Source organism: Devosia sp. XGJD_8 (assembly GCF_046614475.1).
In the GTDB taxonomy this organism is placed as follows: Bacteria; Pseudomonadota; Alphaproteobacteria; order Rhizobiales; family Devosiaceae; genus Devosia.
Genome location: NZ_JBKJHF010000001.1, coordinates 1,323,874 through 1,350,182 on the forward strand (window position 1 = coordinate 1,323,874; position 26,309 = coordinate 1,350,182).

24 protein-coding genes are annotated in these 26,309 nt (G+C 65.2%); 13 read left to right on the forward strand and 11 right to left on the reverse strand.

What is annotated here, in order from left to right; translation table 11 throughout:
* Nucleotides 1-66: 66 nt before the first annotated feature.
* From ACLI1C_RS06210 to ACLI1C_RS06245, 8 genes are all read left to right on the forward strand, one after another.
* Nucleotides 67-978: an ABC transporter substrate-binding protein gene (locus tag ACLI1C_RS06210; protein WP_411395997.1), complete on the forward strand. Its 912-nt coding sequence runs from the start codon at nucleotides 67-69 to the stop codon at nucleotides 976-978.
* Between the two features lie 212 nt (nucleotides 979-1,190).
* Nucleotides 1,191-2,381: an ABC transporter permease gene (locus tag ACLI1C_RS06215; RefSeq protein WP_411395998.1), complete on the forward strand. Its 1,191-nt coding sequence runs from the start codon at nucleotides 1,191-1,193 to the stop codon at nucleotides 2,379-2,381.
* Nucleotides 2,382-2,553: 172 nt separating this feature from the next.
* Nucleotides 2,554-3,489: an ABC transporter ATP-binding protein gene (locus ACLI1C_RS06220; RefSeq protein ID WP_411398240.1), complete on the forward strand. Its 936-nt coding sequence runs from the start codon at nucleotides 2,554-2,556 to the stop codon at nucleotides 3,487-3,489.
* Nucleotides 3,486-4,238: an ABC transporter permease gene (locus tag ACLI1C_RS06225; protein ID WP_411395999.1), complete on the forward strand. Its 753-nt coding sequence runs from the start codon at nucleotides 3,486-3,488 to the stop codon at nucleotides 4,236-4,238. Before ACLI1C_RS06220 ends, ACLI1C_RS06225 begins: the two co-directional genes overlap by 4 nt.
* A gap of 169 nt (nucleotides 4,239-4,407) precedes the next feature.
* Nucleotides 4,408-5,763, forward strand: coding sequence for a dihydroorotase (locus ACLI1C_RS06230; RefSeq protein ID WP_411396000.1), 1,356 nt, complete (start codon nucleotides 4,408-4,410; stop codon nucleotides 5,761-5,763).
* Nucleotides 5,760-7,013, forward strand: a complete 1,254-nt coding sequence (locus tag ACLI1C_RS06235) for a Zn-dependent hydrolase (protein WP_411396001.1) — start codon at nucleotides 5,760-5,762, stop codon at nucleotides 7,011-7,013. Before ACLI1C_RS06230 ends, ACLI1C_RS06235 begins: the two co-directional genes overlap by 4 nt.
* A complete protein-coding gene (locus ACLI1C_RS06240) occupies nucleotides 7,013-8,101 on the forward strand; it encodes a DUF917 domain-containing protein (RefSeq protein WP_411396003.1) in 1,089 nt (362 codons plus the stop codon). Before ACLI1C_RS06235 ends, ACLI1C_RS06240 begins: the two co-directional genes overlap by 1 nt.
* Nucleotides 8,102-8,160: 59 nt before the next feature.
* Nucleotides 8,161-9,822, forward strand: a complete 1,662-nt coding sequence (locus ACLI1C_RS06245) for a urocanate hydratase (protein ID WP_411396004.1) — start codon at nucleotides 8,161-8,163, stop codon at nucleotides 9,820-9,822.
* A 22-nt stretch (nucleotides 9,823-9,844) separates the two neighbouring features.
* Here the strand turns inward: ACLI1C_RS06245 and cysG are convergent, their stop codons facing one another.
* From cysG to ACLI1C_RS06290, 9 genes are all read right to left on the reverse strand, one after another.
* On the reverse strand, nucleotides 9,845-11,290 hold the full coding sequence (gene cysG / locus ACLI1C_RS06250; protein ID WP_411396006.1) for a siroheme synthase CysG: 1,446 nt from the start codon (nucleotides 11,288-11,290) through the stop codon (nucleotides 9,845-9,847).
* Nucleotides 11,262-13,901, reverse strand: coding sequence for a molybdopterin-dependent oxidoreductase (locus ACLI1C_RS06255; protein ID WP_411396007.1), 2,640 nt, complete (start codon nucleotides 13,899-13,901; stop codon nucleotides 11,262-11,264). Before ACLI1C_RS06255 ends, cysG begins: the two co-directional genes overlap by 29 nt.
* Nucleotides 13,898-14,233: a nitrite reductase small subunit NirD gene (nirD, locus tag ACLI1C_RS06260; RefSeq protein ID WP_411396008.1), complete on the reverse strand. Its 336-nt coding sequence runs from the start codon at nucleotides 14,231-14,233 to the stop codon at nucleotides 13,898-13,900. Before nirD ends, ACLI1C_RS06255 begins: the two co-directional genes overlap by 4 nt.
* Nucleotides 14,233-15,024 carry an ABC transporter ATP-binding protein gene (locus ACLI1C_RS06265; RefSeq protein WP_411396009.1) on the reverse strand — a complete coding sequence of 264 codons (792 nt, stop codon included), beginning with the start codon at nucleotides 15,022-15,024 and terminating at the stop codon, nucleotides 14,233-14,235. Before ACLI1C_RS06265 ends, nirD begins: the two co-directional genes overlap by 1 nt.
* 11 nt (nucleotides 15,025-15,035) lie before the next feature.
* Entirely contained in the window at nucleotides 15,036-15,929 is an 894-nt protein-coding gene (gene ntrB / locus ACLI1C_RS06270) for a nitrate ABC transporter permease (RefSeq protein ID WP_411396010.1), read from the reverse strand.
* A 65-nt stretch (nucleotides 15,930-15,994) separates the two neighbouring features.
* Nucleotides 15,995-17,284 carry a CmpA/NrtA family ABC transporter substrate-binding protein gene (locus ACLI1C_RS06275; RefSeq protein WP_411396011.1) on the reverse strand — a complete coding sequence of 430 codons (1,290 nt, stop codon included), beginning with the start codon at nucleotides 17,282-17,284 and terminating at the stop codon, nucleotides 15,995-15,997.
* A 331-nt stretch (nucleotides 17,285-17,615) separates the two neighbouring features.
* Nucleotides 17,616-18,824 carry a CmpA/NrtA family ABC transporter substrate-binding protein gene (locus tag ACLI1C_RS06280; RefSeq protein ID WP_411396012.1) on the reverse strand — a complete coding sequence of 403 codons (1,209 nt, stop codon included), beginning with the start codon at nucleotides 18,822-18,824 and terminating at the stop codon, nucleotides 17,616-17,618.
* 10 nt (nucleotides 18,825-18,834) lie between these two features.
* The gene (locus tag ACLI1C_RS06285; protein ID WP_411396013.1) at nucleotides 18,835-19,425 is read right to left on the reverse strand and encodes an ANTAR domain-containing response regulator; all 591 of its coding nucleotides are present in this window, start codon (nucleotides 19,423-19,425) and stop codon (nucleotides 18,835-18,837) included.
* 81 nt (nucleotides 19,426-19,506) lie between these two features.
* A complete protein-coding gene (locus tag ACLI1C_RS06290) occupies nucleotides 19,507-20,376 on the reverse strand; it encodes an NAD-dependent epimerase/dehydratase family protein (protein ID WP_411396014.1) in 870 nt (289 codons plus the stop codon).
* Nucleotides 20,377-20,562: 186 nt separating this feature from the next.
* On the opposite strand from ACLI1C_RS06290, the gene ACLI1C_RS06295 reads away from it, so the two are divergent.
* From ACLI1C_RS06295 to ACLI1C_RS06315, 5 genes are all read left to right on the forward strand, one after another.
* Nucleotides 20,563-20,985, forward strand: coding sequence for a hypothetical protein (locus ACLI1C_RS06295; RefSeq protein ID WP_411396015.1), 423 nt, complete (start codon nucleotides 20,563-20,565; stop codon nucleotides 20,983-20,985).
* Nucleotides 20,986-21,093: 108 nt separating this feature from the next.
* Nucleotides 21,094-21,432, forward strand: coding sequence for an SH3 domain-containing protein (locus ACLI1C_RS06300; protein ID WP_411396016.1), 339 nt, complete (start codon nucleotides 21,094-21,096; stop codon nucleotides 21,430-21,432).
* A gap of 189 nt (nucleotides 21,433-21,621) precedes the next feature.
* The gene (locus tag ACLI1C_RS06305; RefSeq protein ID WP_411396017.1) at nucleotides 21,622-22,620 is read left to right on the forward strand and encodes an asparaginase; all 999 of its coding nucleotides are present in this window, start codon (nucleotides 21,622-21,624) and stop codon (nucleotides 22,618-22,620) included.
* 150 nt (nucleotides 22,621-22,770) lie between these two features.
* Nucleotides 22,771-24,261 (forward strand): helicase HerA-like domain-containing protein, encoded by a 1,491-nt coding sequence (locus ACLI1C_RS06310; protein ID WP_411396018.1) that lies wholly within the window; start codon nucleotides 22,771-22,773, stop codon nucleotides 24,259-24,261.
* Nucleotides 24,258-24,827, forward strand: coding sequence for a hypothetical protein (locus ACLI1C_RS06315; protein ID WP_411396019.1), 570 nt, complete (start codon nucleotides 24,258-24,260; stop codon nucleotides 24,825-24,827). The genes ACLI1C_RS06310 and ACLI1C_RS06315 overlap by 4 nt, the downstream gene beginning before the upstream one ends.
* A gap of 108 nt (nucleotides 24,828-24,935) precedes the next feature.
* On the opposite strand, the gene ACLI1C_RS06320 is transcribed toward ACLI1C_RS06315, so the two are convergent.
* Nucleotides 24,936-25,475: a two-component system response regulator gene (locus ACLI1C_RS06320; protein WP_411396020.1), complete on the reverse strand. Its 540-nt coding sequence runs from the start codon at nucleotides 25,473-25,475 to the stop codon at nucleotides 24,936-24,938.
* 215 nt (nucleotides 25,476-25,690) lie between these two features.
* The gene (locus tag ACLI1C_RS06325) at nucleotides 25,691-26,299 is read right to left on the reverse strand and encodes a superoxide dismutase (protein ID WP_411396021.1); all 609 of its coding nucleotides are present in this window, start codon (nucleotides 26,297-26,299) and stop codon (nucleotides 25,691-25,693) included.
* Between the last annotated feature and the right edge of the window lie 10 nt (nucleotides 26,300-26,309).

The window sequence follows — 26,309 nt, forward strand, 5'->3', positions numbered from 1 at the left end:
CCAAGACGTTACGTTAGGGACAGCCGGGTCCAGCCAACTGGAAACCTGGAGAAAACGGAGAAACCAATGCGCCTTACATCCAAGCTTCTGAGCGCCGTCGCTGTGCTCGCCATCTCGGTGACCGCCGCCAATGCCCAGGTCGTCGTTTCTTCCAAGATCGATACCGAAGGCGGTGTGCTGGGCAACATCATCAAGCAGGTGCTTGAGGCCAACGACATTCCCGTCGAAGACCGCATCCAGCTCGGCGGCACGCCGATCGTGCGCGAGGCGATCACCGCCGGCGAAATCGACATCTATCCCGAATATACCGGCAACGCCGCCTTCTTCTTCGAAAAGGCCGATGATCCGCTGTGGAATGACGCGGCTTCCGCCTATGCCGAGGCCGCCAAGCTCGACCTCGAAGCCAACAAGATCGTCTGGCTGACCCCGTCGCCGGCCAACAACACCTGGGCCGTGGCCATCCGCAACGATGTCGCGGAAGCCAACAGCCTCAACACGTTCACCGAATTCGGCGCCTGGGTTGCCGGCGGTGGCGAAGTGAAACTTGCGGCATCGGCCGAATTCGTCAATTCGCCGGCCGCCCTGCCCAAGTTCCAGGAAGTCTATGGCTTCACCCTCTCGCCGGACCAGCTGGTGACCCTGTCGGGTGGTGATACCGCCGCGACCATCGCCGCCGCTGCCCAGCAGACCAATGGCGTCAACGCCGCCATGGTCTATGGCACCGATGGCGGCATTGCCCCATCCGGCCTCAAGGTGCTGGAAGACGACAAGGGCGTGCAGCCGGTCTATCAGCCCGCCCCGATCATCCGCGAGGAAGTGCTGGCCGAATATCCGCAGATCGAAGAACTGCTCAAGCCCGTCTTTGAAGGCCTGACCCTCGAAGTGCTGCAGGACCTCAATGGCCGCGTCCAGGTCGGCGGCGAAGCCGCTGCCGCCGTGGCCACCGACTACCTGACCCAGGGCGGTTTTCTGAGCTAGGCCGATAGGGATGCGGGGGTAATACCTCCGCATCCACCACACCCACCGGCCGTCACCCTCGGGCTTGACCCGAGGGCACTGCACTTGACGGACAGGCAGCAAGTGAAGAACCCTCGGTTCAAGCCCGAGGGTGACGCGCAGTGTTGGCGGAGAAGAAATTTTCCCAACCACTGCCGCCCAGCGAAGCCAGCGACTGACCAGCCGGAGCCCGCATGAGCATCGCCGACACGACCATCAGCGCTTCCCGCCCCCGCTGGCTCGCGCTCGACAAACTGGGCGTGCTGATTGCGTTGATTGCCGCCGTCGGTGCGGTACTGCCCTTCGCACTGTTCCGCGCCAATCGCATCGTGCTGGGCGACCCCCTTTCCCTGCTCGATGCGCTGCCGGGCGCCGCGGGCGCCGTTCTATCCGGTGTTCTGCTGGCCGGATTTGTCACCGCACTGCTACGCTTCCCCGTCGTCACCAAGCTGGTTGTCGGCTTTCTCGTACTGGCCGTGCTCTTCGTTTTCATCGGCTGGTCCGCCAGCCATCTCACGCCCGAGGGCGACACCTTTGCCCGCGTCTCGCCCGGCGCCGGCTTCTGGCTGCTGGTCTTCGCCTTTGCGCTTCTGGTCACCGATGCCCTGACGCGGCTGCGCTTCGCCCCGCTGGTGCGCATCGGCATCCTGCTGGCCGTATCTGTCGCCATGGCCCTGCTGCTGTGGAGCGGCAGCTGGAATGACCTCTCCATGCTCAAGGAATATGCCACCCGGGCGCCGGCCTTCTGGGCCGAGGCGCGCACGCATCTGGCGCTGGCCTTCGGCTCGGTGGCCATAGCCGGCGCCATCGGGCTGCCGCTCGGCATCCTTTGCTACAAGGTCAGGCCCTTGCGGGCCGCCGTGCTCAACATCCTCAACATCGTCCAGACCATTCCCTCCATTGCCCTGTTCGGCCTCCTGATCGCCCCGCTGGCCTGGGTTGCCGCCAATGTGCCGGGCGCCTCGGCCATCGGTATTTCCGGCATCGGCGTGGCCCCGGCCATGGTGGCATTGTTCGCCTATTCGCTGCTGCCCATTGTCTCCAACACGGTGGTCGGCCTGCAAAGCGTTTCGCCCGCTGCCGTCGATGCGGCCAAGGGCATGGGGATGACCGGGTCGCAGCGCCTGATGGGCGTCGAGCTGCCGCTGGCCTTTCCGGTCATCCTCACCGGCATCCGCATCGTGCTGGTGCAGAATATCGGGCTGGCCACCATCGCCGCACTGATCGGGGGCGGCGGCTTCGGCGTATTCGTCTTCCAGGGCATTGGCCAGACGGCCATGGACCTGGTCCTGCTGGGCGCCGTGCCAACCGTCGCCTTGGCCTTCGCCGCCGCGGTCGTTCTCGATGCCTTGGTGGAAATGACGAGCCGGGGAGCGACGCGATGAGATCGGTGCCCCCCTCATCCGCCCTTCGGGCACCTTCTCCCACAAGGAGGGAAGGGGAGCTCCGATTTTTGGGAGCCACTGGGTTCCCCCTCTCCCCCCGTGGGAGAGGGTGGATCGGCCGCAGGCCGAGACGGGTGAGGGGGCTCTATCCATGCACACGGGGACCCGCCGCATGATCGAGATCGACGACATCACCAAGGTCTATAGCGGCACGACCGTGGTCGACCATGTGACGCTGACCATCGAGCCGCACACCATCTGCGTCATCGTCGGCACGTCCGGCTCGGGCAAGACCACACTGATGCGCATGATCAACAAGCTGGTCGAGCCCACCTCCGGCCATATCCGCATCGACGGCCAGGACATTGCCGGCATTCCCGCCTACGAGCTGCGCCGCCGCATCGGCTACGCCATCCAGGGGCATGGCCTGTTTCCCCATCGCACGGTGGGGCAGAATGTGGCGACCGTGCCCAAGCTGCTGGGCTGGGACAAGACCAGGATCGCCAACCGGGTCGATGAACTGCTCAACCTCTTCCAGCTCGATCCGGCCGAGTTCCGCGATCGCTTGCCGCATGAGCTGTCGGGCGGCCAGCAGCAGCGCGTCGGCGTGGCGCGGGCGCTGGCGGCCGGGCCCAATATCCTGCTGATGGACGAACCCTATGGCGCGCTCGACCCGGTGATCCGCGCCAAGGCGCAGGAGGACCTGCTCGCCATTCAGCGCAAGTTTGGCACGACTGTCGTGCTGGTCACCCATGACATGGAAGAGGCCATCCATCTCGGCGACACCATTGCGGTGATGGACAAGGGCAAGCTGCTGCAATGCGCGGCGCCGGCCGAGATCATCGCCAATCCGGCGACGCCCTTCGTGGCAGAACTGATCGGCACCAGCGAGCGCCCGTTCCGCCTGCTCTCGCTGGCGCGGGTTGCCGACCATATCGAGGACGGCACGGTCGAAGGTCAGCCCATCGACGTCACGGCCTCTCTGCGCGATGCCTATGCCGAACTGTTGTGGTCGGGCCGCCCGGCTCTGCCGGTGCAGCGCGACGGGCAGATCGTCGGGCAGGTGACGCTGGACCGCCTGGCTCGACTGGCGGCGCGGCCGCAATGACGCCCGGCAACCTCATCCGCGGCCTGGTCCTGCTGGCCCTCGTGCTGCTGCTGGTCAACCCGGACCTGTTCAGCGGCTTTTTCGGCCTTTTCACCAAGAACAATCAGCCCGCCATCTACAATCAGGGCAGCCTGCTCGATATCACGCTCAACCACCTGGCCATCGTGGCGGCGGCGACCCTGGCCTCCACCGTGGTGGCGGTCGGCCTGGCCATCATCGTCACCCGGCCCTTCGGCGCCGAATTCCTGCCGCTGTCGCGCTCGCTGGCCAATGTCGGCCAGACCTTTCCCCCCGTGGCCGTGCTGGCGCTGGCCGTTCCCATGCTGGGCTTCGGCACCGCGCCGACTTTGGTCGCTCTGTTCCTCTATGGCCTGCTGCCCATCTTCGAGAACACGCTGACCGGCCTCACCAACCTGCCGCCCACCGTGACCGACGCCGCCAAGGGCATGGGCATGACCGGCTGGCAGCGCCTGGTGAAGGTGGAACTGCCCCTGGCTTTGCCGGTGATCCTCGCCGGCATCCGCCTGTCGGTGGTGATCTCCCTGGCCACGGCCACGATCGGCTCCACCGTGGCGGCGCGCACCCTGGGCGAGGTGATCATTGCCGGGCTATTGTCGAGCAACACGGCCTTCGTTCTGCAGGGCGGGTTGATTGTCGGCGTTCTGGCCGTCCTGATCTATGATGCACTTGCAGCACTCGAGCGGTTCCTGATGGCGCGCACGGGACAACTGGGGAGGGCAGCAGCGTGAATTTCGATCTCGTCGACACCCCTCTCCCAGCCTACCCCACACGGGGGGAGGTGCCGCATTGTGTTCTGGGCTCGATGTTGCCAAAACCGCCGGCCCGACACCTCCCCCTTGATGGGGGAGGCCGGGTGGGGGTGTTGGGAGCCACGACCCCTGCTTGGGAGCACCCATAATGTCCGATTTCGACCTCGTCCTGTCCGGCACGGTCGTCCTGCCCGGCCTCATCATTGAAGACGGTTATGTCGCGGTACGCGGCGGCAAGGTGATCCATGTCGGCGAGGGCAAGGCGCCCTCAGCCCATGAGCGGCACGAGCTGGGCAATGCGCTGATCCTGCCCGGCGCCATCGATGCCCAGGTGCATTCGTTGAGCCAGAAGAACCAGGAGGATTTCATCTGGTCGACCCGCTCGGCAGCGGCCGGCGGCGTCACCACCATCGTCGACATGCCCTATGACGAGGGCAACCTCGTCTGCTCGGCCGAGGCCGTGCGCATCAAGGTGGCCCATGCCAGCCCGCAGGCGCGGGTGGATTTTGCCCTTTACGGCACCATCAACCCGGAAGAGGGCGCAACCCGCATCGCCGAACAGGCCGAGGCCGGCGTCGCCGCCTTCAAGTTCTCGACCTTCGGCACCGACCCGATCCGTTTCCCCCGCATTCCGCCGGCCCTGCTGGAGGAGTGCTTCGCCGCCGTCGCGAAAACCGGCCTGACCGCTGGCGTGCACAACGAAGACGACGAAATGGTCCGCGCCGCCATGGCCAAGGTCGAGGCCGCCGGCATAACCGATTATCGCGCCCATGCCCTGAGCCGCCCCCCGCTGACCGAACTCCTGGCCAGCCTGCAGATCTACGAGACCGGCGCCGCTACCGGCTGCCCGGCCCATGTCGTGCACTGCTCGCTCGGCCGTGGCTACGAGATCGCCCGCACCTATCGCGACCAAGGCTATGCCGCCACCATCGAGTGCTGCATCCACTACCTGACGCTCGACGAGGAAAACGACGTCGCCCGCCTCGGCGGCAAGGCCAAGATCAATCCGCCGATCCGTCCGCGTGCCGAGGTGGAAAAGCTCTGGGAGCATGTGCGGGCCGGCAATGTCACGCTGGTGTCCACCGACCACGTCAGCTGGTCAGAAAACCGCAAGAAAAGTGCCAGCATGCTGGCGAATGCTTCCGGCGTGCCTGGCCTTGAAGTGATGGTGCCGCTCTTCGTCAAGGGCGCGCTGCAGCGCGATATCCCGCTGACGTGGGCCGCCAGACTGATGGCCGAAAACCCGGCCAAACACTTCCGGCTGGCCCAGAAAGGTGCGCTCACGGCCGGAAAAGACGCTGATATTACAGTGCTTTTCCCCCGGCCCACCCGCTACGACGCCGCCGCCAGTGGCCACAATGTCGTGGGCTGGTCCCCCTATAACGGCATCGAACTGCCCTGGACCGTCGGCCTCACCTACCTGCGCGGCCAACAGGTCTTTGACGGCACCACCGTCGCCGAACCCGGCACCGGCCGCTTCGTTCGACCGGAGGTAAGGGCTTGATTCCAAACACGTCTATCCGCGCCGAACGTATCGCCGCCGACATCGACGCACTGGCCGCGATCACCGAGCCGGAGCGCCCCTGGACCCGCCGCGCCTTTACGCCGATGTTCCTCGAAGGCCGCAAATGGCTGGAAACCGCGATGCGCGAGGCCGGCGCGGTGACCCGGATCGACGCGGCAGGCAACCTGGTCGGCACCATTCCCGGCAAACACCCGCAGTTGGGCACGATCATGCTCGGCTCCCATTCCGACACCGTGCCCGATGGCGGCCGGTTCGACGGCATTGCCGGCGTTGTGGCGGCCCTGGAAGTGGCGCGCGCCCTGCGCGACCAGGGCCTGGTGCTGGATCACACCCTTGAAGTTGTTGATTTTCTTGCGGAGGAAGTCTCGATTTTCGGCGTGTCCTGCATCGGCAGCCGGGGCATCAGCGGCACGCGGCCGGCCGAGTGGCTGGCGCGGGAAAGCGACGGCATGACGCTGGAACAGGCCATCGCCTCGGTCGGTGGCGCCACCCACCGCCTGGCCCAGCGCGACGATATCAAGGCCTTTCTCGAACTGCATATCGAGCAGGGGCCGGTCTTGCAGAACGAACAGCTCGACGTGGGCGTGGTGACGGCCATTGCCGGCATTACCCGCATCGAGATCATCGTCGAAGGCCGCGCCGACCATGCGGGAACGACCCCCATGGGGTCGCGGCAGGATGCCCTGACCACGGCGGCCTGGATCGCCCTGGGCGTCGAGGAACTGGGCAAGGCACTGGCCAGCGGCGAGCAGCATTTTGCTGCAACGGTTGGCGAATTCGAGATGACTCCCAACGCCGCGAATGTGGTGCCGGCGCGCGTGCGCATGCTGATCGATGCGCGGGCCGAGTTGCGCCAGGACATGGAGCGGTTCATTGAGGAACTGGAGCGCGGCGTCGCCGCGATCGCCGAGAAAACCGGCGTCACCGTAGAGGCGCCGCGCATCGTCTCCGACAACCTACCAACCGTCTGTGATCCCGATGTGCTCAATGTCCTCGACGCCGCCTGCGACAGCGCCGGCGCCCGGCATCGCCGCATGGCATCGGGCGCCGGGCATGACACGGCCTGGATGGCGCGCATCACCAAGGCCGCAATGATCTTCGTGCCCTGCCTCGATGGCCGCAGCCACTCTGCGGATGAATTTGCCACCGCCGAGGACATCGCGCTCGGTGCCGCCGTGCTGCTCGATGCCGTGCTGGCGCTCGATACCAAACTGCAAGGAAAGACCTGATGGGGCGTATTCTGACCGAAAAGGACGTCGAGGCGGCCGTGCGGGGAGGATCGGTCTATGCGGCGGGCGGCGGCGGCTGGGCCGACCATGGCCGCATGCTGGGCCACGCCGCAGTGAGCATCGGCAGGCCCGAACTGGTCAGCATTGATGAGCTGGATGCCGATGACTGGGTGGCCACCGCCGCTGCCATCGGCGCGCCGGCCTCGACCACGCCATGGGAAATGCAGGGCGTCGACTATATCAAGGCCGTGCAATTGCTGCAGGATGCCTTGGGCGAAAAGCTCAGCGGGCTGATGGTGGGGCAGAACGGCAAGTCGTCAACGCTGAACGGCTGGCTGCCCTCGGCGGCGCTGGGCCTCAAGGTGGTCGACGCTGTCGGCGATATCCGCGCGCATCCCACCGGCGACATGGGCTCCATCGGCATGGCCGGCTCGCCCGAGCAGGTCATCCAGACCGCGGTTGGCGGCAATCGCGCCGAGAACCGATATATAGAACTGGTGACGCGTGGCGCGACAGCCAAGGTCTCGCCCATCCTGCGTACGGCGGCCGACATGTCGGGCGGGTTCATTGCCTCCTGCCGCAACCCGCTGCGCGCGAGTTACGTGCAGAAGCACGCGGCCTTGGGGGGTATTTCGCTGGCGCTGAAGCTGGGCGAGGCGATGATCGCGGCCGAAGGCAAGGGGCCGGGCAAGATGATCGATGCCATCGTTGCCACCACGGGCGGCACCATCCTCACGAAGGGCTACATCACCGCTCTCGACGTGGTCTATACCAAGGAAGCCTTCGATATCGGCCGCATCACCCTGGGCGATGGCGACGCGGCGACCACCCTGCATGTGATGAACGAATATATGGCGGTAGACGACGCCGGTGGCACCCGGCTCGCCACCTTCCCCGACGTCATCACCACACTCGACGCGGCAGGGCAGGCGCTGTCCGTCGGGCAGCTCGGCCTCGGCCTCTATGTCTTCGTGCTGCACGTGCCCAAGACCATCATCCCGCTGAGTTCGTCCGTGCTCGACCCGGCCGTCTATCCATTCGTCGAGGAGCGGATGGGGATCGAGCTGGCGAAGTATGCGCAGGGCTAGAAATGGCGATCTGACCTGCCTTACCTCTCCCTGGGAGGGGTAGAGAAAGAGCGAGAAAAATGCCCACACCCAATCTCCGTCACCCCAATTTTCCGATTCCAGGCGGTCCGGAGCTGCGCGCCAGGGGCTGGCGGCAGGAGGCTCTGCTGCGCCTGCTGGAAAACGTTCTCGCGGTCGGCGAGAATCCCGAGGAGCTGATCGTCTATGCGGCTTTGGGCAAGGCGGCGCGGAACTGGGCGAGCCACAAGGCCATCGTCGAAACGCTGCTGCGCATGGACGAGGACCAGACGCTGATCATCCAGTCGGGCAAGCCGATCGGCCTGCTCAAGACCCATGCCAGGGCGCCGTTGGTCATCATGGCCAATTGCAACATTGTCGGGCAGTGGGCCAAGGCCGAGGTGTTCTACGAACTCGAGAAAAAGGGCCTGATCTGCTGGGGCGGGCTCACTGCCGGCGCCTGGCAATATATCGGCAGCCAGGGTGTTATCCAGGGCACCTACGAAATCTTCATGCGCATTGCCGAGAACCGCTTCGGCGGCTCGCTCGCGGGACGCTTCATCCTTACCGCCGGGCTCGGCGGCATGGGTGGCGCGCAGCCGCTGGCCGGGCGCATGGCCGGGGCGGCGATCCTCTGCGTCGACATCGACCCTGAACGGGCGCGCAAGCGCAAGGAGATCGGCTACCTTGAGGAGATTGCCCCCGATCTCGATACGGCTTTGGCGATGATCGACAGGGCCGTCGCCGAAAAGCGCGCAACCTCCATCGGCCTCGTCGGCAACGCCGCCGAAATCTATCCCGAGATTGCCCGGCGCGGCATCGTTCCCGATATCGTCACCGACCAGACGTCAGCGCATGACCTGGTCTATGGCTATGTGCCCAAGGGCATGTCGCTGGACGAGGTCAGGCGCCTGCGCGTCGAGGGGCCGGGCCAGCTGATGGCGGCCAGCCGGGCATCGATCGTCGACCATGTCCGGGCCATGCTCGCCTTCCAGCAGGCGGGGGCCGAAGTATTCGACAATGGCAACCTGATCCGCACCCACGCCAAGGCGGGTGGAGTGGAGAATGCCTTCGATATCAGGATCTTCACCGAAGCCTATCTGCGACCGCTCTTCGCCCGCGCCATCGGGCCCTTCCGCTGGATGGCATTGTCGGGCGATCCAGAGGACATTCGCAAGATCGACGACAAGCTGCTCGAAATGTTCCCGGACAACCGCATCGTCACAAACTGGATCAAGCTGGCCCGCCAGCACGTGCCCTTCGAGGGCCTGCCGGCGCGAATCGCCTGGTTTGGCCACGGCGAGCGCACCGCGCTGGCGCGGGCAGTGAACGCCATGGTCGCCGACGGCACCCTGGCCGGCCCGGTCGCCTTCAGCCGCGATCATCTCGATGCCGGCGCCATGGCGCATCCCAATATCATGACGGAAGCCATGAAGGACGGGTCGGACGCCATTGCCGACTGGCCTATTCTCGATGCCATGCTGCTGTGCTCATCTATGGCCGACCTGGTCGTGGTGCACTCGGGCGGTGGCGGCTATGCGGGCTATATGACTTCGGCCGGCGTAACAGTGATTGCCGATGGCACGCCGGGCGGTGACGAGCGGCTGGAACATGCGCTGACCAATGACACGGCACTGGGCGTGATGCGCTATGCCGATGCCGGCTACGAGGAAAGCCTCGACGAAATCGCCAACAAGGGGATTGGGCATATATCCGTGGGCTGAAGCTTCAGTCCACCGCCCTGGATCAGGCGCTGGCCGCCATCGCGACACTGGCGATCGAACGCTGCTTCAGCGCATCGCCCACCGCAAAGATCGTCGGTGCTGACAGCGGGAAGGCCTCCACCGCTGCGACCGCTTCCCCGATCGTGCCGCGCCAGACCTGCTCGTCGGCCCGGCCGACATTGCAGGCGATGACCGCCGGCGTCTCAAGGCTCATGCCTTGGGCGCGGAGCTGGCTGACAATCTCGGGAAGGGTGCGGCGGCTCATGTAATAGACGCTGGTGGTGGCGGAGTCGGCGAGTGCCACCCAGTTGAGGGTTTCCGGCAGCACGCCCTTGCGCGAATGGCCGGTGACGAAGCGCACCGATTGGGCATGGTCGCGATGGGTCAGGGACAGGCCAAGCCGGCTGGCCAGGGCCAGGGCGGCGGTGACGCCGGGCACGACCGTGACGGCAATGCCATGCTGTTCCAGCATCTCGATCTCCTCGCCGGCGCGGCCGAAGATCATCGGGTCGCCGGACTTGAGACGCACCACATGCTTGCCCTGGCGGGCCAGGGTCAGCATCATCTCGTTGATGTCTTCCTGGCGGCAGCTTTCTCGCGCCGCGCGCTTGCCGACCAGCATGCGCTTGGCCTCGCGGCGGGCCAGCTCGAGCACCTCTGCGGAGACGAGGTCGTCGAACAGGATGACGTCGGCGGACTGCAGCGCGCGCACCGCCTTGATGGTGAGCAGGTCTGCATCCCCCGGTCCGGCGCCAACCAGCGTGACACGACCCACCGCGGGCGCCGCTTTGATCGCGTCGATATCTTCATCCATCGCCGTCGGCGCGCTGTCGCCGAAAGCGCGGTCGACCAGGCGCTCCCAGAAGGCGCGGCGCTGCGGGCCGGCTTCGAGGCGTTCCATGACGGTGGCGCGCACCTGTTGGGCGAGCTGGGCCCAGGCGCTCAGCGTACTGGGCAGCAGTGTCTCGATGCGGCGGCGCACGGCCTGGCCGAGAATGGGCGCCGCACCGGCCGTCGAAATGCCGACCACGACGGGGGAGCGGTTGACGATGGTGCCGAACTGGAACTGGCAGAATTCCGGGCGGTCGATCACATTGTAAGGCACGCTGGCGTCGCGCGCCGCGGCGATGAAGGCCAAGGCGTCGGCATCGTCCTCGATGTCGGCGACGGCCAGCGTCGCGCCGGACAGGTCGGACGGCGCCCAGTGGCGGTCGACGAGGCTGATCGTGCCGGCGGCCGCACCGGTCTCGGCCAAGGCTATGAGGTCGTCGCACCATTCGGCAATAGGCGCCAGCACCTGGACATGCGCGCCGGCTGCAGCGAGCAGCTCGATCTTCCAGGTGGCGGGTTCCGAACCGCCGATGGCGACAACGCGCTTGCCCACCAGGTCGAAGAAGACCGGCAGGACGGCGAGCGGAGCGACCCTGTCGTGACGCGTGCTATTCGGCTGCCTGGAGACGACTTGCATCGATGATCCCCCTGATTTCGGCGCGGCAGGAGCCGCAATTGGTGCCGGCCCTGGTGCAGGCGCCGACGGCCTCGACTGTGCTGCAGCCCTGCTGGGTGACAGCGGCAGTGATGGTGTTGATGCCCACTGAAAAGCACGAGCAGATAATGGCGCCGCTATCGGGCATATCGGCTCCCGGCCGGCCGGCGAGGACTGCAGAGGCGCCGAGATTATCGGCCACGAGCAGGTCCGTCGCCCATTGCCGAGACACCAGCACCGGATCGGGCGCCGTGTAGAGCGCGACGACCAGCCGGCCCTTTTCGATGACGGCAAAGTTGCGCCGGCCGGAGCGGGCGTCGAGCACGGATTCGACAATTGCGGCCCCGGAGAGGCCGAAGGCGGCCCTGAGCCATTCCGACCAGTCGAGGGGTTCCTCGAACCAGCCGAGTTCTCCCCGCGTGCCCCCGATGGCCTCGGCAATGGCCCAGTAGCCCGCATCGAGCACGGGGCGACCGGCGGAGACGAAGAAGCCGTAAATCCGGGTATGCACCGGTTCGGCATGCACCTCGGCCATCTTGAGCGCGGGCTGGGCGGAGAACGGGTCGACCTTGGCGGTGACCAGTGCATCGATGCGCCCATTGGAGGCGAACTGGTCGGTCCAGTGCATGGGCACGAACAGGTGGCCGCGCCGCTGGCGATCGGTGACCAGGGCCCGCACCACGACGCTGCCATGCCGGTTGCTGAGCCGCACGAGGCTGGCGCGCCGGATGTTGAGCGCCTCGGCATCGGCCGGATGAATCTCCACGAATGGCTCGGCGTAATGCGCCGAGAGGCGCGCGGTTTTCCCGGTACGCGTCATCGTGTGCCAATGGTCGCGCACGCGGCCGGTATTGAGGATGAAGGATCCCGGGGCCGGCGCAAAGGGCGGCGGCGGCAGGACCGGTACGAAGCGCGCCTTGCCGTCACTGGTGAAGAACGCTCCATCGCCAAACATTCGGGCGGCGGGCCTGTGGCGCACCGGCCATTGCGTCGGCGGCAGGTTGCCATAGTCAGCACTGGCAAGGCCGGAGAGGTCGAAGTCGCGCGCGCCATCATTCTCGAAGGCGGACAGGGCCACATGCTCGGCAAAGATCTGCGCGGGGCTGCGATAGCTGAAGGCCTGCTCAAAGCCCATGCGGCTGGCAACTTCCTTGACGATCCACCAGTCGGGGCGGACTTCGCCGGGCAGGGCGAGGAAGGGGCGCTGGCGCGATATGCGGCGTTCCGAATTGGTGACCGTGCCGTCCTTTTCGCCCCAGCCGGCGGCGGGCAGGCGCACATGCGCCGTCACGCCGGTATCGGTCCGTGCCGACATGTCCGAGACAACCACGAAGGGGCAGGCGGCGAGCGCCGCGCGCACCGCATCGGCTTCCGGCATGGAGTCGACTGGGTTCGTCGCCATGATCCACACGGCCTTGATCTCGCCGCGCGCCATGGCCGCAAACAGGTCGACGGCCTTGAGCCCAGGCCTGCTGGCGACCCGGTCGCTGCCCCAGAAGCGCCCGACCCGATCGATGGCTTCAGGGGTGAAATCCATGTGGGCGGCAAGCATATTGGCCAAGCCGCCCACCTCCCGGCCGCCCATGGCATTGGGCTGGCCGGTGACGGAGAAGGGGCCCATGCCCGGCCGGCCGATGCGTCCGGTGAGCAGATGGCAGTTGATGATGGCATTGACCTTGTCGGTGCCCGATGCCGACTGGTTGACGCCCTGCGAATAGACTGTGACCGCTTTTTCGGTTGCGGCAAACCAGTCGTAAAAGAGCGCAACCGACTTCTCGGAGAGACCGGTAGCGCTGGCGACGCGGGCGACGGACCAGTCTTCCGCGACCAGCAGGGTCGCGTCGAGCCCACTGGTATGCGCGGCGACGAAGTCCGGTGCGGTGACGCCATTGTCTGCGAGATGAGCCAGCAACCCGACGAAGAGGGCGCTGTCCCCATCGGACTGCACGGCCAGGTGAAGGTCGGCGATGTCGGCGGTGACGGTCCGGCGCGGGTCGATGAGCACGACGCGCATGTTCGGACGCTCGGCCTTGGCCTTGACGATGCGCTGGTAGAGCACCGGATGGCACCAGCCCAGATTGGAGCCGACTAGCACCACGAGGTCGGCGAGCTCCAGGTCCTCGTAATTGCCCGGCACCGTATCGGAGCCGAAGGCGCGCCTGTGGCCGGCCACGGAGGAGGCCATGCAAAGGCGCGAATTGGTGTCCATATTGCCCGAGCCGATGAAGCCCTTCATCAGCTTGTTGGCGACGTAATAGTCCTCGGTGAGCAACTGCCCGGAGCCATAGATGGCAACGGAGTCGGGCCCGAACTCGGCGATGGTCTGCGTGAAGGTGTTCGCAACCCGCTCGAGCGCTTCGTCCCAAGTGACTCTGGCGCCATCGATTTCCGGATAAAGCAGACGACCATCGAGCGACAGGGTTTCCCCCAGGGCCGACCCCTTCGAGCACAGGCGCCCGAAATTGGCCGGATGCTCCGGATCGCCGGCTATCGCCACCGATCCATCCGCTTGCGGCGTCGCAAGCACGCCGCAGCCCACCCCGCAATAGGGGCAGGTGGTGCGAACGGTCGTGCTGGCAAGCGGCTGGTTCATTCGGCCGCCGCCATGCTGGACACCTGGTAGGCCATGAAGATGCGGCCGTCGACGACCTCCGTCGGGAAGGTCTTGACCTGCCCCTCGTCCGCGCCGAGTGCCTGGCCCGTCGCCAGGTCAAACACCCAGTTGTGCAGCGGACAGGTCACCGAGGCGCCATGCACGATGCCCTCGGCCAGGGGCCCGGCCTTGTGCGGGCAGCGGTTCTCGATGGCAAAGATCTGGTCTTCCTGCGTCCGGAAGACCGCGATCTTGCCCGTCGGTGTGTTGACGCAGCGCGCGCCCCGGCGCGGGATGGCGTCAACCGTACCGATGTCGATCCAGCCGTCCACTACGCGGCCTCAACGAAACGGTGGCGTTCGTAGAGGAACTTGAGCACGGCTTCACGGCACTTGAGATAGGTGCGGTCGGCAGCCAGGTCGAGCCGCTGGCGGGGGCGCTCCAGCGGCACGTCGAGGATTTCCCCGATGCGGGCGGAGGGACCATTGGTCATCATGACGATCCGGTCGCTCAGCAGCACCGCTTCGTCCACGTCATGGGTGATCATGATCATGGTGTTGCCGAGCTTTTTCTGGATGTCCATGACGGCGTCCTGCAGATGGGCGCGGGTCAGGGCGTCCAGCGCACCGAAGGGCTCGTCGAGCAGCAGGATCTTGGGCTGCATGGCCAGTGCCCGGGCAATCCCGACGCGCTGCTTCATGCCGCCGGAAATCTCCGTCGGGCGCTTGTCCTTGGCATGGCTCATCTGGACCAGGTCAAGGTTCTGCATGATCCATTCGTGGCGCTGTGCGCCGGTCTTGCTGCGGCCGAACACCTTGGCCACGGCCAGGTTGACGTTCTCATAGACGGTGAGCCAGGGCAGCAGGGAGTGGTTCTGGAACACCACGGCACGTTCCGGGCCGGGGCCGTTGACCTCGTTGCCCTCGAGCATGATGCCGCCCGACGAGACCTCGGTGAGGCCCGCAATCAGGTTCAGCAAGGTGGACTTGCCGCAGCCCGAATGGCCGATGATGGAGATCACCTCGCCCTGGGCGATATCGATGCTGATCCCCTTGAGGACTTCCGAGCGGACGCCGCCGCGGTCGAAATGCTTGTCGACGTTGTCGATGCGAAGATAGGTCATGGCTGGGTTCCTCAGTTCGCGGACGTGCCGCGGGTGACGAAGGCGCCGATGGCAGCTACCAGACGGTCGAGGATGAACCCTACGACCCCGATATAGGCCAGCGCGACGATGATGTCGGAGAGGCGCGAGCTGTTCCACGCATCCCAGATGAAGAAGCCGATACCGACGCCGCCGGTCAGCATTTCTGCTGCGACGATGGCCAGCCAAGACAGGCCCACACCGATGCGCAGGCCCGTGAAGATGTAGGGGGCGGCAGCCGGGATCATGATCTTGAAGAAGAACTCGAACTGGTTGAGGCGCAGGATCAGGGCGACGTTGCGATAATCCTGCGGGATGTTGCGCACGCCCACGGCGGTATTGATCAGCACCGGCCAGACGGAGGTGATGAAGATCACGAAGATGGCCGAGGGCCCCGAATCCATGAAGGCGGCCAGCGACAGCGGCAGCCAGGCAAGGGGGGGCACGGTGCGCAGGATCTGGAAGATCGGGTCCAGCCCGCGCATGGCCCAGATCGACTGGCCGATGACGGCCCCGACCGTCACGCCAACCAGCGCCGCGATCCCGAAGCCAATGGCGACGCGCTGCAGCGAGGTCAGCACGCGCAGTCCCAGGCCGATATCGCCCTGACCATAATCAAAGAACGGGCTGTAGATCAGCTCGGCAGCATCGGTCCAGACCCGGCTCGGCGCAGGCAGGGACGCGCCGGGCGTGGAGCACAGGATTTCCCAGATGATCAGCGCCAGGGCGATGACCACCAGCGGCGGAATGACATTGGCAGCGATCTGGCCCAGCGTCTTCTGCCAGGAGCGCGGACGCGAGGCAGGCTTGGGCAAGGCGAATACCGCGGCATTGGCGGTGGCCGCAGACGCTGTCGGGGTGACGAGGCGCTGGACGGTGGCGGTCATGGTCAGTGTCCTTTCGGGGCAGGCCGGAAAGGGTGCGGGGGGGAGAGGCCCCGCACCGCGTTGGGTCAGACCATCGCCTTGATGGCGAGGCTGTCGAGATAGGCGGAGGGATTGGCCGGATCGAACACCTTGCCATCAAAGAAGGTCTCGACACCGCGCGATGTGCCTTCAGGAATGTCCGCGGCAGCGATACCGAGCGCCGCAGCCGCGCCGCGCCAGATGTCTTCGCGGTTGACCATGTCGACCGCTGCGGTGATGTCGGTCGTGCCCGGAAGATAGCCCCAGCGGATATTCTCGGTGAGGAACCAGGCATCGTGGCTCTTGAAGGGGTAGGACGCGTAATCCTTCCAGAACTTCATCTCGAGTCCGGTGGCGGTGGCGACGCGGCCATTGCCGTAGTTGATATCGCCCTTGAGCCGGCCGGCAACATCGACCGGCGGCACATTGAACCAGCTGCGCTTGCCCAGAATGGTGGACATTTCATCCTTGTTTTCCATTCCGTCGCACCACTGCTGGGCTTCCATGACGGCCATCAGGATGGCTTGCGTGGCGACCGGGTTCGCGTCGATGAAGTCGGTGCGCAGGCCAAGCGCCTTTTCGGGGTGGTGCTTCCAGAGCTCCCCTGTAGTCGTCGCGGTGAAGCCGATGCCCTGGTTGACGAGCTGCTCGTTCCAGGGCTCGCCCACGCAGAAGGCGTCCATCGTGCCCACCTTCATGTTCGCCACCATCTGGGGCGGCGGCACGGTGATGACAGAAACGTCGGCATTGGGGTCGATACCGCCGGCAGCCAGCCAATAGCGGATCCACAGGTCATGTGTACCGCCAGGGAAGGTCATGGCGATGTTGACTTCCTTGCCGGCAGCCTTGCGCTCGGCGAACACGGCCTTGAGCGGCGAGCTGTCCAGCTCGACACCGACATCCTTGTATTCCTGCGCCACCGAAATGCCCTGGCTGTCATAGTTCAGGCGGGCCACGATCGACATCGGCACGGGCATGCCGCCGGTGACGGTGCCCAGGCTCATCAGATAGGGCATGGGTGTCAGGATATGCGCGCCGTCGATGCCGTTGGCAGCGCCGCCAAGTACGAGATTGTCACGCGTTGCGCCCCAGGAGGCCTGCTTGAGCACCTCCACGTCAGGCACGCCATGCTTGGCAAAGAGCCCCTTCTCGAGGGCGATGATCAATGGAGCTGCGTCGGTCAGCGCGATGAAGCCCAGCTTGGCACCGGTCACTTCCGGACCCGCACCCTGTGCGAAGGCCCCCGACGGGAACAGGGACCGCGCTGCGATCAGCGTCGCTGCGGTTGCCGTGGCCCCCTTGAGAAATCCGCGCCGGGTGGTCGTATTCTTCGTCATGTAGTTCTCCATCTGCACCGATCGGAAAAACAAAAAAGCTGCCAACAGAGCATCGCATCCGGTTTGCACCGCATGCGTACTTGTTGGCAGCTTTGCCTGGGTGACGCCCATCGTTGGACATCGACTTGAAGAGCGTCTTGGGAGGAGCCCGTTCGCAAACAACATTGCACGAAGCGTGCCAAGTCGTCGGTGCGACAGTTTTCTTAATGCAGGCAACGGCTTGGTGGATTGAGGGCCGGATGTGAAAATCGCCCTCTGAAACCAGAACCGACCAAATCTGCACCAAACTGCCTATTTTGCGATCATCCTGGGTGGCATGCCCAAGATTGAATCAGGGACGCCGCTGGCTCGCGATATAGGCGTCGAGCGCGTCGGGGTCATACACCTGGCCATCGAAGAACAGGTCGGGGCCCATCGTCAGGCTGCCGTCTTCCGCCGGTATCGGAGCGGCAGTCTGGCGTGTCCCGTCGGTCTTGTAGTCGGAGACGGGTACCGCGGCGCCCAGGGGGGCGAGGGCCGTGCGATAGAGATCGGAGCGGAAGCAGGCTGCGGCAATCTCGGCATGGGCGGGGCTGGCCGATACTTCGCCCCAGCGCACCATCTGGGAATAGTACCACAGGGCATGGCTCTTCCATGGGAAGTTGGCCGCGCTGGCATGCGGAATGAAATAGTCCGGCACGTGACGCACCGTGCCGCCGCCGATATCGAGCATGCCCGTCAGGGCGCGCGCGACGATGGCCTCGTCCGCGTTCAGATAGGCGGGTGCGGCCATGATCCGCGCGGCCTCCGCATGATTGGCCGGATCGGCACACCAGATGCCCGCGAGGTAAATGGCGCGAACCATGGCCGATACCAGTTCTGGGTTCTCCTCGGCCCAGGTTGCGCGCATGCCGATGACCTTGTCCGGACTGGATTGCCAAATCGAGGCCTTGACGGTCGCGATCTGCGCGCCCTTGGTTGCCACGCCAATGCTGTTCCAGGGCTCGCCCACGCAATAGCCGTCAATGCCGCCTGCACCGAGCGCGTCAGGCAGCAGGGGTGGTGGCAGCACGACAATCTCTATGTCGCGATCCGGCATGATGCCGCTCGCCGCAAGCCAGTAGCGCAGCTCGTAATTGTGCGACGAAGTCTGGTGCACGACGCCAAAGCGAAGCTTGCGCCCGGCGGCGACAACCCTGGCCAGTGCCGTGCCAGCCGGGCCGGCGGCCAGGTCGCCAGGTGCGCCCTGATCCGCCATGGCCTTCCAGAGGTCGGCGCTCACGGTGATGGCGTTGTTGCCCAGCCCCAATACCACCGGCGCGATCATCGGGGTCGCAATCGGGGTGAGGCCCAGGCTGGCCGCCAGCGGCATCGGCGCCAGCATCTGGGCAATGTCGAAATGGCCGATGGCCGCACGGTCGCGGATATTGGCCCAGCTGGTCTCACGTACCAGGTGCAGGTCCAGTCCCTGCGCCTCGGCAAAGCCCTTCTCGCGCGCCAGCACCAGCAGCACGCTGTCGAGCAGGGGCAGGAATCCGGCGGTGAGGTGGGTGGTGGGCATGGCGATTTTCCTATGGGCCCAGGAGATCGGCGGCGGTCACAAGGCTCTGGGCGATGTCGACCAGCCTCCGGTTCTGGTTCATGGCGGTCGAGCGGAGCAGGGCATAGGCCTCGGCCTCCGCGAGTCCGCGCGTTTTCATCAATATGCCCTTGGCCTGCTCGATGATCTTGCGGTCTTCCAGCTCGCTGCGGGCCTGTTCAAGCTCCCGCGTCAGGCGTGAAAAGGCGTTGAAGCGGGAGATGGCCATGTCGAGGATCGGCTTGACCCGTTCCTTCTTGAGGCCGTCCACCACATAGGCCGACACCCCGGCCTCCACCGCCTTCTCGATCATGGCGCCGTCAGAGCGATCCACGAACATGGCGATCGGGCGCTGAATGGCGCGTGACAGCGAGAAGAAGTGCTCGAGCGTGTCGCGCTTGGGATTTTCGAGATCGATGAACACCACGTCCGGCATGGTCGCCTGGATGGTGCGGGCCACTTCGTTGACGTCGTGAATCACTGCCACGCGGCCATAGCCGGCCTCCCGCAGGCCGTCCTCAATAATGGACGCACGAATGCGGTTCTCGTCGATGATCAGAATGGATAGGTCAGGGCTCGGCATTGCCGGCAGTTATGCCGGTGCCCACAAAAAGCACAAGTGATACGTGTGCACATTTCCTATGCAAACACGTTCACAGCGCTTTCAGACCTTGGCGGCGGCCTCGCTCTTCCAGCTGAACTGCGGGGAGTAGCCCAGCATTCGCTTCGCCTTCTCGATGGACAGCAGCGTGCCGTTGGCCGACAAATTTCCCTTGGTTGGGACGCTCGGGAAGACCTCCGCCAGCAGGGACATGTTGGAGCGGCTCATTACGGTGTCCGCATTGGCGATGATGAAAGCCTCAAAGCCAGTGAAGTCGGCTTGGATCGACCGGCGGACAGCCTGGGCGCCGTCGCGGGCATCGATATAGCCCCACAGGTTCCATTTGCGGCTGTGCGGATCGGCGTCGAACTTGGGGAAGGCGGCGTAGTCCTCGGGGTTCATGACATTGGAGAAGCGCAGGCCGACGATCCGCAGGGAGGGATCCCAGCGGCAGAATTGGGCGGCCATGGTTTCGTCCAGCAGCTTGCCCAGCGAATAGGCCGATTCCGGACGCGGATAATACTCTTCGTCGACCGGCGCATAGGGTGGCGGCGTATCAAAGGGCAGGCCCAGCACGGTTTCGCTCGAAGCAAAGACGATGTTCTTGATGCCGGCAAGGCGGCTGGCCTCGAAGACATTGTAGGTGGTCGGGACATTGTTGGCGAATATCCGGGCATTCGCGGCGAGGCCCGGGGCCGGAATTGCTGCCAGGTGAACCACGGCGTCGAACGGGCCCTTGCGCTCATCGACGCCGCCCAGAATCGCCGCTGCGACCTCGCCGAAATTGGTCAGATCGATGCGCACGCTGGGGCAGATCGGCTCGGGCAGGGCCTGCTGATCGATGTTGAGCACGTCGTAGCCATGCGCCACCAGGTCGCGCAACACCGCGCGCCCAAGCTTGCCACTGCCGCCCGTCACCAGAACCTTGGCCATCCTAACCTCCTCTGCATTCAAGGGAATTCCCCCTTCTATCGCGCAAGGGTGGCATGCCAACGACCCAATGCCAAGCCGTCCCTCTCGGTAAATAGAACATGAACGCGCCCCTCACGAGCAGTTCAACTGGAAAGGCACATAACGGTCACCACAGGGCCAAGAGCCCATCAATCAGGGAGATCGAAAATGAAGCATACCGCAACCGTTATCCTCGCCGCCGGACTGCTCACCGCCTTCGCCACGCTGGGCGCCAATGCTCAGGCCGTGCCGGGCAAGAACACGCCGAACTATCCCAAGTCCAACACCGAAACCGAGTGCAGTTTCAATGCCTTCATGCATCCGCTTGTGCGGACGAATGAAGTCTCGGCTATCGGTGCCGACCAGCGGATCTGGCTGACGCCGGTCTGTGAGGATGAACTGGACCGCAACAATTACGGCACGCTGTTCCGCGACGGAAATGTCGAGACGCTGCGCCAGTTTATCGCCCGCAATCCGGCCTTGATGGCGACGCTGACCACCCGTGGCTACGACCATTTCGACGTGGTTGCACTGCGCTTTGGCCGGAATGACTCGGTCAATCTCTTCGTCCACCAGCGCGACATGCGCTGAAATTCGGTCACGAGTCTGAACGGTGAATGAACGCCCCCATCACGATCGGTTCAAAGCCGGGAGGGCATCCTCCCGGCATCAGATGAAACACTGTCGAGGGAGACAGAAATGAACAAGCAACAGGAAAAGGTTCTGGTCGCCACGCTCTGCGGTGTGATCATCGCCGCCGCCGGCGCCTTCGCGGTGCAACCAGCCATGGCGGCCGGCTACCAGGTCGACCAGCTGGCACAGGTGACCGGTGTCGCCCACTGGGACAAGCTCAATGTCCGCAAATGGCCCGCATCCTATTCGCAGAAGGTCGGTGCTTTCGCCCCCGGCAGCCATGTCTGGGTCGAGCGCTGCATCGAAGCCAAGACCGGCGCCGACTGGTGCCTGGTTGGCGCGCAGGACACCACGGGCTGGGTTAATTCCCGTTACCTGACCGTCGTCCACGACTGGGATATCTGATCCCGGCCGTCGGCGACGGCGGAGACCCGGCAGGCTGCGGCTCGACCATCGCCGCGAATCGCAGCTGCAGACTGTCCGGGTCTCCACCCTCGCCGATGCGAGTTTCGTGCCTGCCTCCTTCCCATGCTGTGTTGACTTTTCCGGTCCTGCGCTGTTCGTGACGAACAGCCTGGACCGGAGTTTTTTGTGATGGATGCCAATCCCGTTCTTGCCGAGACCATTCGCGGCAACTGGATCGAGAACCGCCACCGCGGCGCCTATGTCGTGGTCGATGCCGATGGGACGATCATCGCTTCGTCCGGCGATATCGAGCGGCCGATCTTTCCGCGCTCGGCGATCAAATCCATGCAGGCCCTGCCGATCTTCGCCCAGCATGCCGAAGACAAGTTCCACCATACCGAGGAAGAACTGGCCCTGGCCTGTGCCAGCCATCATGGCGAAGACGCCCATGTGGCGACGGCCCAGGGATTGCTCACGCGCCTCGGTCTCTCGGTGGCCGACCTCGAATGCGGTGCGCATCAGCCCACCAACAGCGCTGCCCGCGAAAAGCTGCGGGCTGCCGGCGCCGAGCCGAGCGCCCTGCACAACAATTGCTCGGGCAAGCATTCGGGCATGCTGAGCGTGGCTTTGGCCATGGGCGTGCCGACCGTCGGCTACGTAGGCCGCGAGCATGAGGTGCAAAAGCGGGTCCGCACCGCGGTGGAAGCGGTGATCGGCGAACCGCTGAGCGAGGGCAAGTGCGGCACCGATGGCTGCTCGATCCCCACTTATGCAGCACCGCTGCGCGCCTTCGCCTTTGGCTTCGCCCGCATGGCGACGGGAAGGGGCATTTCCGACGAACTGGCAACTGCCGCGCGGCGGCTCTTCGATGCCGCGACCAGCCACCCACACCTGGTAGCCGGAACCGACCATGCCGATACGCTGCTGATGGCGGCATTCAAGGGGCGGCTGATGCAGAAGGTGGGCGCCGAGGGCGTGCAATGCGGCGCCATCCGCGACAAGGGCTGGGGCTATGCCCTCAAATGCGACGACGGCAATATCGCCGCGTCACAGGCCATGCTCGCCGGCATGCTGCTGCAACTGGCCGATCCCGATGCAAAGCAACGCGCGCTGCTGGAGGGGCTGGCACACCAGAAGATCAGAAGCGTGCGCGGGGCCGAGGTGGGTGAACTGCGCGCAGTCGGCTAGTGGCCACGGGCAGATTGCATGGCCGGCACGCGGTTCGCGCCGTGACGCGTCGCGCTCGCCCGGACGCGCCCTGCGGGACAAGAGAGTTACGAGTTGTCCCGCGCCGACGCGGACGGCTATAAGAGCCCAACCCAAAGCAAGGCGGCGCTGATGCTCGTTGACGACAAGATCTTTCTCGGGACCAGCACGCAGCCCGAATATCTCGCCCTCAAATATGGCAACCGCCATGGCCTGGTGACCGGCGCCACCGGCACCGGCAAGACGGTGACGCTGCAGGTGCTGGCCGAGGGATTTTCGGCAGCGGGCGTGCCGGTTTTCGCGGCAGACATCAAGGGTGACCTTTCCGGCGTGGCCAAGATGGGTGCGGCGCAGGGCTGGCAGACCCAGCGGGCGCAGGAAATCGGCTTCACCGATTTCAAGGACGACATCTTCCCGGTGATCTTCTGGGACCTGTTCGGCCGGCAGGGCCATCCGATCCGCGCCACCATTTCGGAAATGGGCGCCTTGCTGCTCAGCCGCATGCTGGAACTCAACGACACCCAGGAGGGCGTGCTCAACATCGCCTTCAAGCTGGCCGATGACGAAGGCCTGCTGCTGCTCGATCTCAAGGACCTGCGGGCCCTGCTGATCGACATCCAGGAGCGGGCCAAGGAAATCTCGGCCACCTATGGCAATGTGTCCACCGCCTCGATCGGCGCCATCCAGCGGGCGCTGCTGGTGCTGGAACAGCAGGGTGCCGAGAATTTCTTCGGCGAGCGCGCGCTCGATATCGCCGACCTGATGCGCACCGATCGCAATGGCCGCGGTTTCATCTCGATTCTCGCCGCCGATGAACTGATGCGCGCGCCGCGGCTCTACGCGACTTTCCTGCTCTGGATGCTGTCCGAACTGTTCGAGGAACTGCCCGAGGTGGGCGACCCGGACCGGCCCAAACTGGTGTTCTTTTTCGACGAAGCGCATCTGCTGTTCGATGACGCCCCCAAGGTGCTGATCGACAAGGTCGAACAGGTCGTCAAGCTGGTGCGCTCCAAGGGCGTCGGCGTCTATTTCGTGACGCAGAACCCGGTCGACATTCCCGATACGGTGCTCGCTCAGCTGTCCAACCGGGTGCAGCATGCGCTGCGCGCCTATACGCCGCGCGAGCAGAAGGCGGTCCGCGTTGCCGCCGACACCTTCCGGCCCAATCCGGCCTTTTCGACAGAAGAGGTCATCACCCAGCTCGGCATTGGCGAAGCCCTGGTGTCGGTGCTGGAATCCAAGGGCGTCCCCTCGATGGTGGGACGCACGATGATCCGGCCGCCCTCGGCCCAGGTCGGGCCGCTATTGCCTGAAGAGCGCCGCGCCATCATGGCCAATTCGCCCGTGGCCGGGCTCTATGACACTCTGGTGGACCGGGATTCCGCCTTCGAGGTGCTGGCGCGCAAGGCGCGGGACCGGCAACTGGCCGAGGAACGGCAGCGCCAGGAAGACGAAGAGCGCAAGACCGCGGAACGCAGCTACCAGGAGGACCGGCCGCGTCGCACCTCTTCGCGCCAGACACCAGCCGAAGCGGCGATGAACTCGCTGGCGCGCACTGTCGCCAACCGGCTGGGAAGCGCGCTGGTGCGCGGCATCCTGGGCGGGCTGAAGCGCGGCCGATGAGCACGATGGAACCTGCCGCCGCCGCCCATGTCATCGCTGTCTTTGCCTCCGACCGGGGGCCCGGTGACCCTGAACGCGCCTCGATCATGAGCCAGACCGGCACCTATTTTGCCAAGCGCGGCGCCAGCATCGTGTGTCTTGCCGAAGGCGGCATCATTCCCGTGCCGCTGATCACCGCCGCGCGCGCGGCCGGGGGGCAAGTGCGGATCGTCGCTGACCCCGGCATCACCCTCCCGCCCGCTCTCGCGGGCGTGACAATGGACATCCTGCCCACGCGCGAGGAGCGCCTGGCGCGCCTGTCGGAGCTGGCCGAGGCCTATGTGGCACTGCCGGGCTCGCTGGCCTCCGCTTCTGCCCTGTTCGGCACCTGGGCAGCGGCCAAGGCCATGGGGCGCACGCCGCCCGTCGTCATGCTCAACCGTCACCGTGCCTATGAGGTGATCCGCGGCTATGCTGCCGATGTCCTCTCGCCAGGACTGCCCGGCCACGAGCGCGCCGTGCAGTTTGCCGATACGATCGAGGACCTGTGGGGCCGGCTGAGCCGGCTGATCAGCGAGGCGCGGTAAGAGACATACCTCTCGTTGGTGAGGTTTCTCTACAGACAAGGTTGTGGAAGGCCCCTCACCCGGCCCAAGAGGGCCGACCTCTCGCCCGAAGGGAGAGGTGAGGAAGGCTTAGCCGTCGAGGCCGGGGTGCCTTGGCTTGCGGCGGTCGGGGAAGAGCGGAATCACATTGTCGGTGATGCGCCGGGTCGGCACGGGCTGTGGCGTCGGCATGGTGGTGCGATTGCGCCGCTCGGGGCCACGATAGCCGCCGAGCACGCCGACAACACTGCGGCTGCGCAGCCGCGTCTGGATGCGCTGTAGCAAGTGGCGGGGCGACATCGGCTTGATGATAACCTCGTCGATACCGGCGCTGATCGCCTGGTGCCGCATGGGCGGGGTGATGGTGCGGGTCAGCGCAATCACCGGGACATCCTGGCTGAGCAGGTCATTGTTGAGACGGATGCTCTCGACCATTTCATAAGCCGGACGGTCCTCGCGGTCGAAGTCGCAGACCAGCATGTCGAGCGGCGCAATGCGCATATAGGCCACCAGCTCGGCCTCGCTCTCGAACTGACGAACCTTGAGATGCGAGTCGCCGGCCACCACCATCGCCAGCAGTGACGACAGGGCAGGATTTGCGGCGATGATGGCAACCACCTTGGTCGACACGGGCTCTCAAGCTCCCCAATAGTAAACGAAGCGTTACCATGGGTGGAGCGGTGGTTGAAGGCCTGCATGCCCGAAATGGCTAATTGGCGGGGAAAACGCGGGCCGAGCAGAAGAAAGCCCGCCGGCGCAGGGCGCGGCGGGCTGGCATTCGCAGTCAACTCCCTCCGCCTTGCGGGGAGGGTCGGGGCCCTCAGAAGGAGGGCCCCAGCGCAAGATTACGCCTTGGCTTCTTCGAACATGTGCTCGACATGCTCCCAGTTCACCAGGTTGTCGAACCAGGCTTCGAGATACTTGGGACGGGCATTGCGGTAGTCGATGTAATAGGAGTGTTCCCACACATCGACGCCGAGCAGCGGCTTGCCGCCATGCACCAGCGGCGACTCGCCATTGGGGGTCTTGGTGACTTCCAGCTTGCCGTCCTTGAGCGACAGCCAGGCCCAGCCCGAACCGAACTGGGTGGTGCCGGCGGCGATGAAATCGGCGCGGAACTTGTCAAAGCCGCCCAGATCGGAATCGATGGCCGCCTGCAGGGCGCCCGGCAGCTTGTTGCCGCCGCCATTGGGCTTCATCCAGTTCCAGAAATGCACGTGGTTGTAGTGCTGGCCGGCATTGTTGAAGAGGCCGGCATTCTTGCCGTAGCTCTCCTTGACGATGTCTTCGAGCGGCAGGATTTCGAGGCCCGAACCCTCCAGCAGCTTCTCGCCATTGGTGACATAGGCCTGGTGGTGCTTGTCGTGGTGATATTCCAGCGTTTCCGCCGACATATAGGGGCCGAGTGCATCATAGGCATAGGGCAGTGGCGGCAGAGTGAACTTGGTGGACATGTTGGCCTCC

Coding starts and splice junctions, on each gene's coding strand:
- ACLI1C_RS06240 (WP_411396003.1), top strand. CDS start 7,013: ATGGGGCGTATTCTGACCGAAAAGGACGTCGAGGCGGCCGTGCGGGGA.
- ACLI1C_RS06305 (WP_411396017.1), top strand. CDS start 21,622: ATGGATGCCAATCCCGTTCTTGCCGAGACCATTCGCGGCAACTGGATC.
- ACLI1C_RS06295 (WP_411396015.1), top strand. CDS start 20,563: ATGAAGCATACCGCAACCGTTATCCTCGCCGCCGGACTGCTCACCGCC.
- ACLI1C_RS06285 (WP_411396013.1), bottom strand. CDS start 19,425: ATGCCGAGCCCTGACCTATCCATTCTGATCATCGACGAGAACCGCATT.
- ACLI1C_RS06265 (WP_411396009.1), bottom strand. CDS start 15,024: ATGACCTATCTTCGCATCGACAACGTCGACAAGCATTTCGACCGCGGC.
- ntrB (WP_411396010.1), bottom strand. CDS start 15,929: ATGACCGCCACCGTCCAGCGCCTCGTCACCCCGACAGCGTCTGCGGCC.
- ACLI1C_RS06210 (WP_411395997.1), top strand. CDS start 67: ATGCGCCTTACATCCAAGCTTCTGAGCGCCGTCGCTGTGCTCGCCATC.
- ACLI1C_RS06280 (WP_411396012.1), bottom strand. CDS start 18,824: ATGCCCACCACCCACCTCACCGCCGGATTCCTGCCCCTGCTCGACAGC.
- ACLI1C_RS06310 (WP_411396018.1), top strand. CDS start 22,771: ATGCTCGTTGACGACAAGATCTTTCTCGGGACCAGCACGCAGCCCGAA.
- ACLI1C_RS06220 (WP_411398240.1), top strand. CDS start 2,554: ATGATCGAGATCGACGACATCACCAAGGTCTATAGCGGCACGACCGTG.
- ACLI1C_RS06315 (WP_411396019.1), top strand. CDS start 24,258: ATGAGCACGATGGAACCTGCCGCCGCCGCCCATGTCATCGCTGTCTTT.
- ACLI1C_RS06225 (WP_411395999.1), top strand. CDS start 3,486: ATGACGCCCGGCAACCTCATCCGCGGCCTGGTCCTGCTGGCCCTCGTG.
- ACLI1C_RS06300 (WP_411396016.1), top strand. CDS start 21,094: ATGAACAAGCAACAGGAAAAGGTTCTGGTCGCCACGCTCTGCGGTGTG.
- ACLI1C_RS06325 (WP_411396021.1), bottom strand. CDS start 26,299: ATGTCCACCAAGTTCACTCTGCCGCCACTGCCCTATGCCTATGATGCA.
- ACLI1C_RS06255 (WP_411396007.1), bottom strand. CDS start 13,901: ATGAACCAGCCGCTTGCCAGCACGACCGTTCGCACCACCTGCCCCTAT.
- ACLI1C_RS06275 (WP_411396011.1), bottom strand. CDS start 17,284: ATGACGAAGAATACGACCACCCGGCGCGGATTTCTCAAGGGGGCCACG.
- cysG (WP_411396006.1), bottom strand. CDS start 11,290: ATGCAAGTCGTCTCCAGGCAGCCGAATAGCACGCGTCACGACAGGGTC.
- ACLI1C_RS06230 (WP_411396000.1), top strand. CDS start 4,408: ATGTCCGATTTCGACCTCGTCCTGTCCGGCACGGTCGTCCTGCCCGGC.
- ACLI1C_RS06290 (WP_411396014.1), bottom strand. CDS start 20,376: ATGGCCAAGGTTCTGGTGACGGGCGGCAGTGGCAAGCTTGGGCGCGCG.
- ACLI1C_RS06215 (WP_411395998.1), top strand. CDS start 1,191: ATGAGCATCGCCGACACGACCATCAGCGCTTCCCGCCCCCGCTGGCTC.
- ACLI1C_RS06245 (WP_411396004.1), top strand. CDS start 8,161: ATGCCCACACCCAATCTCCGTCACCCCAATTTTCCGATTCCAGGCGGT.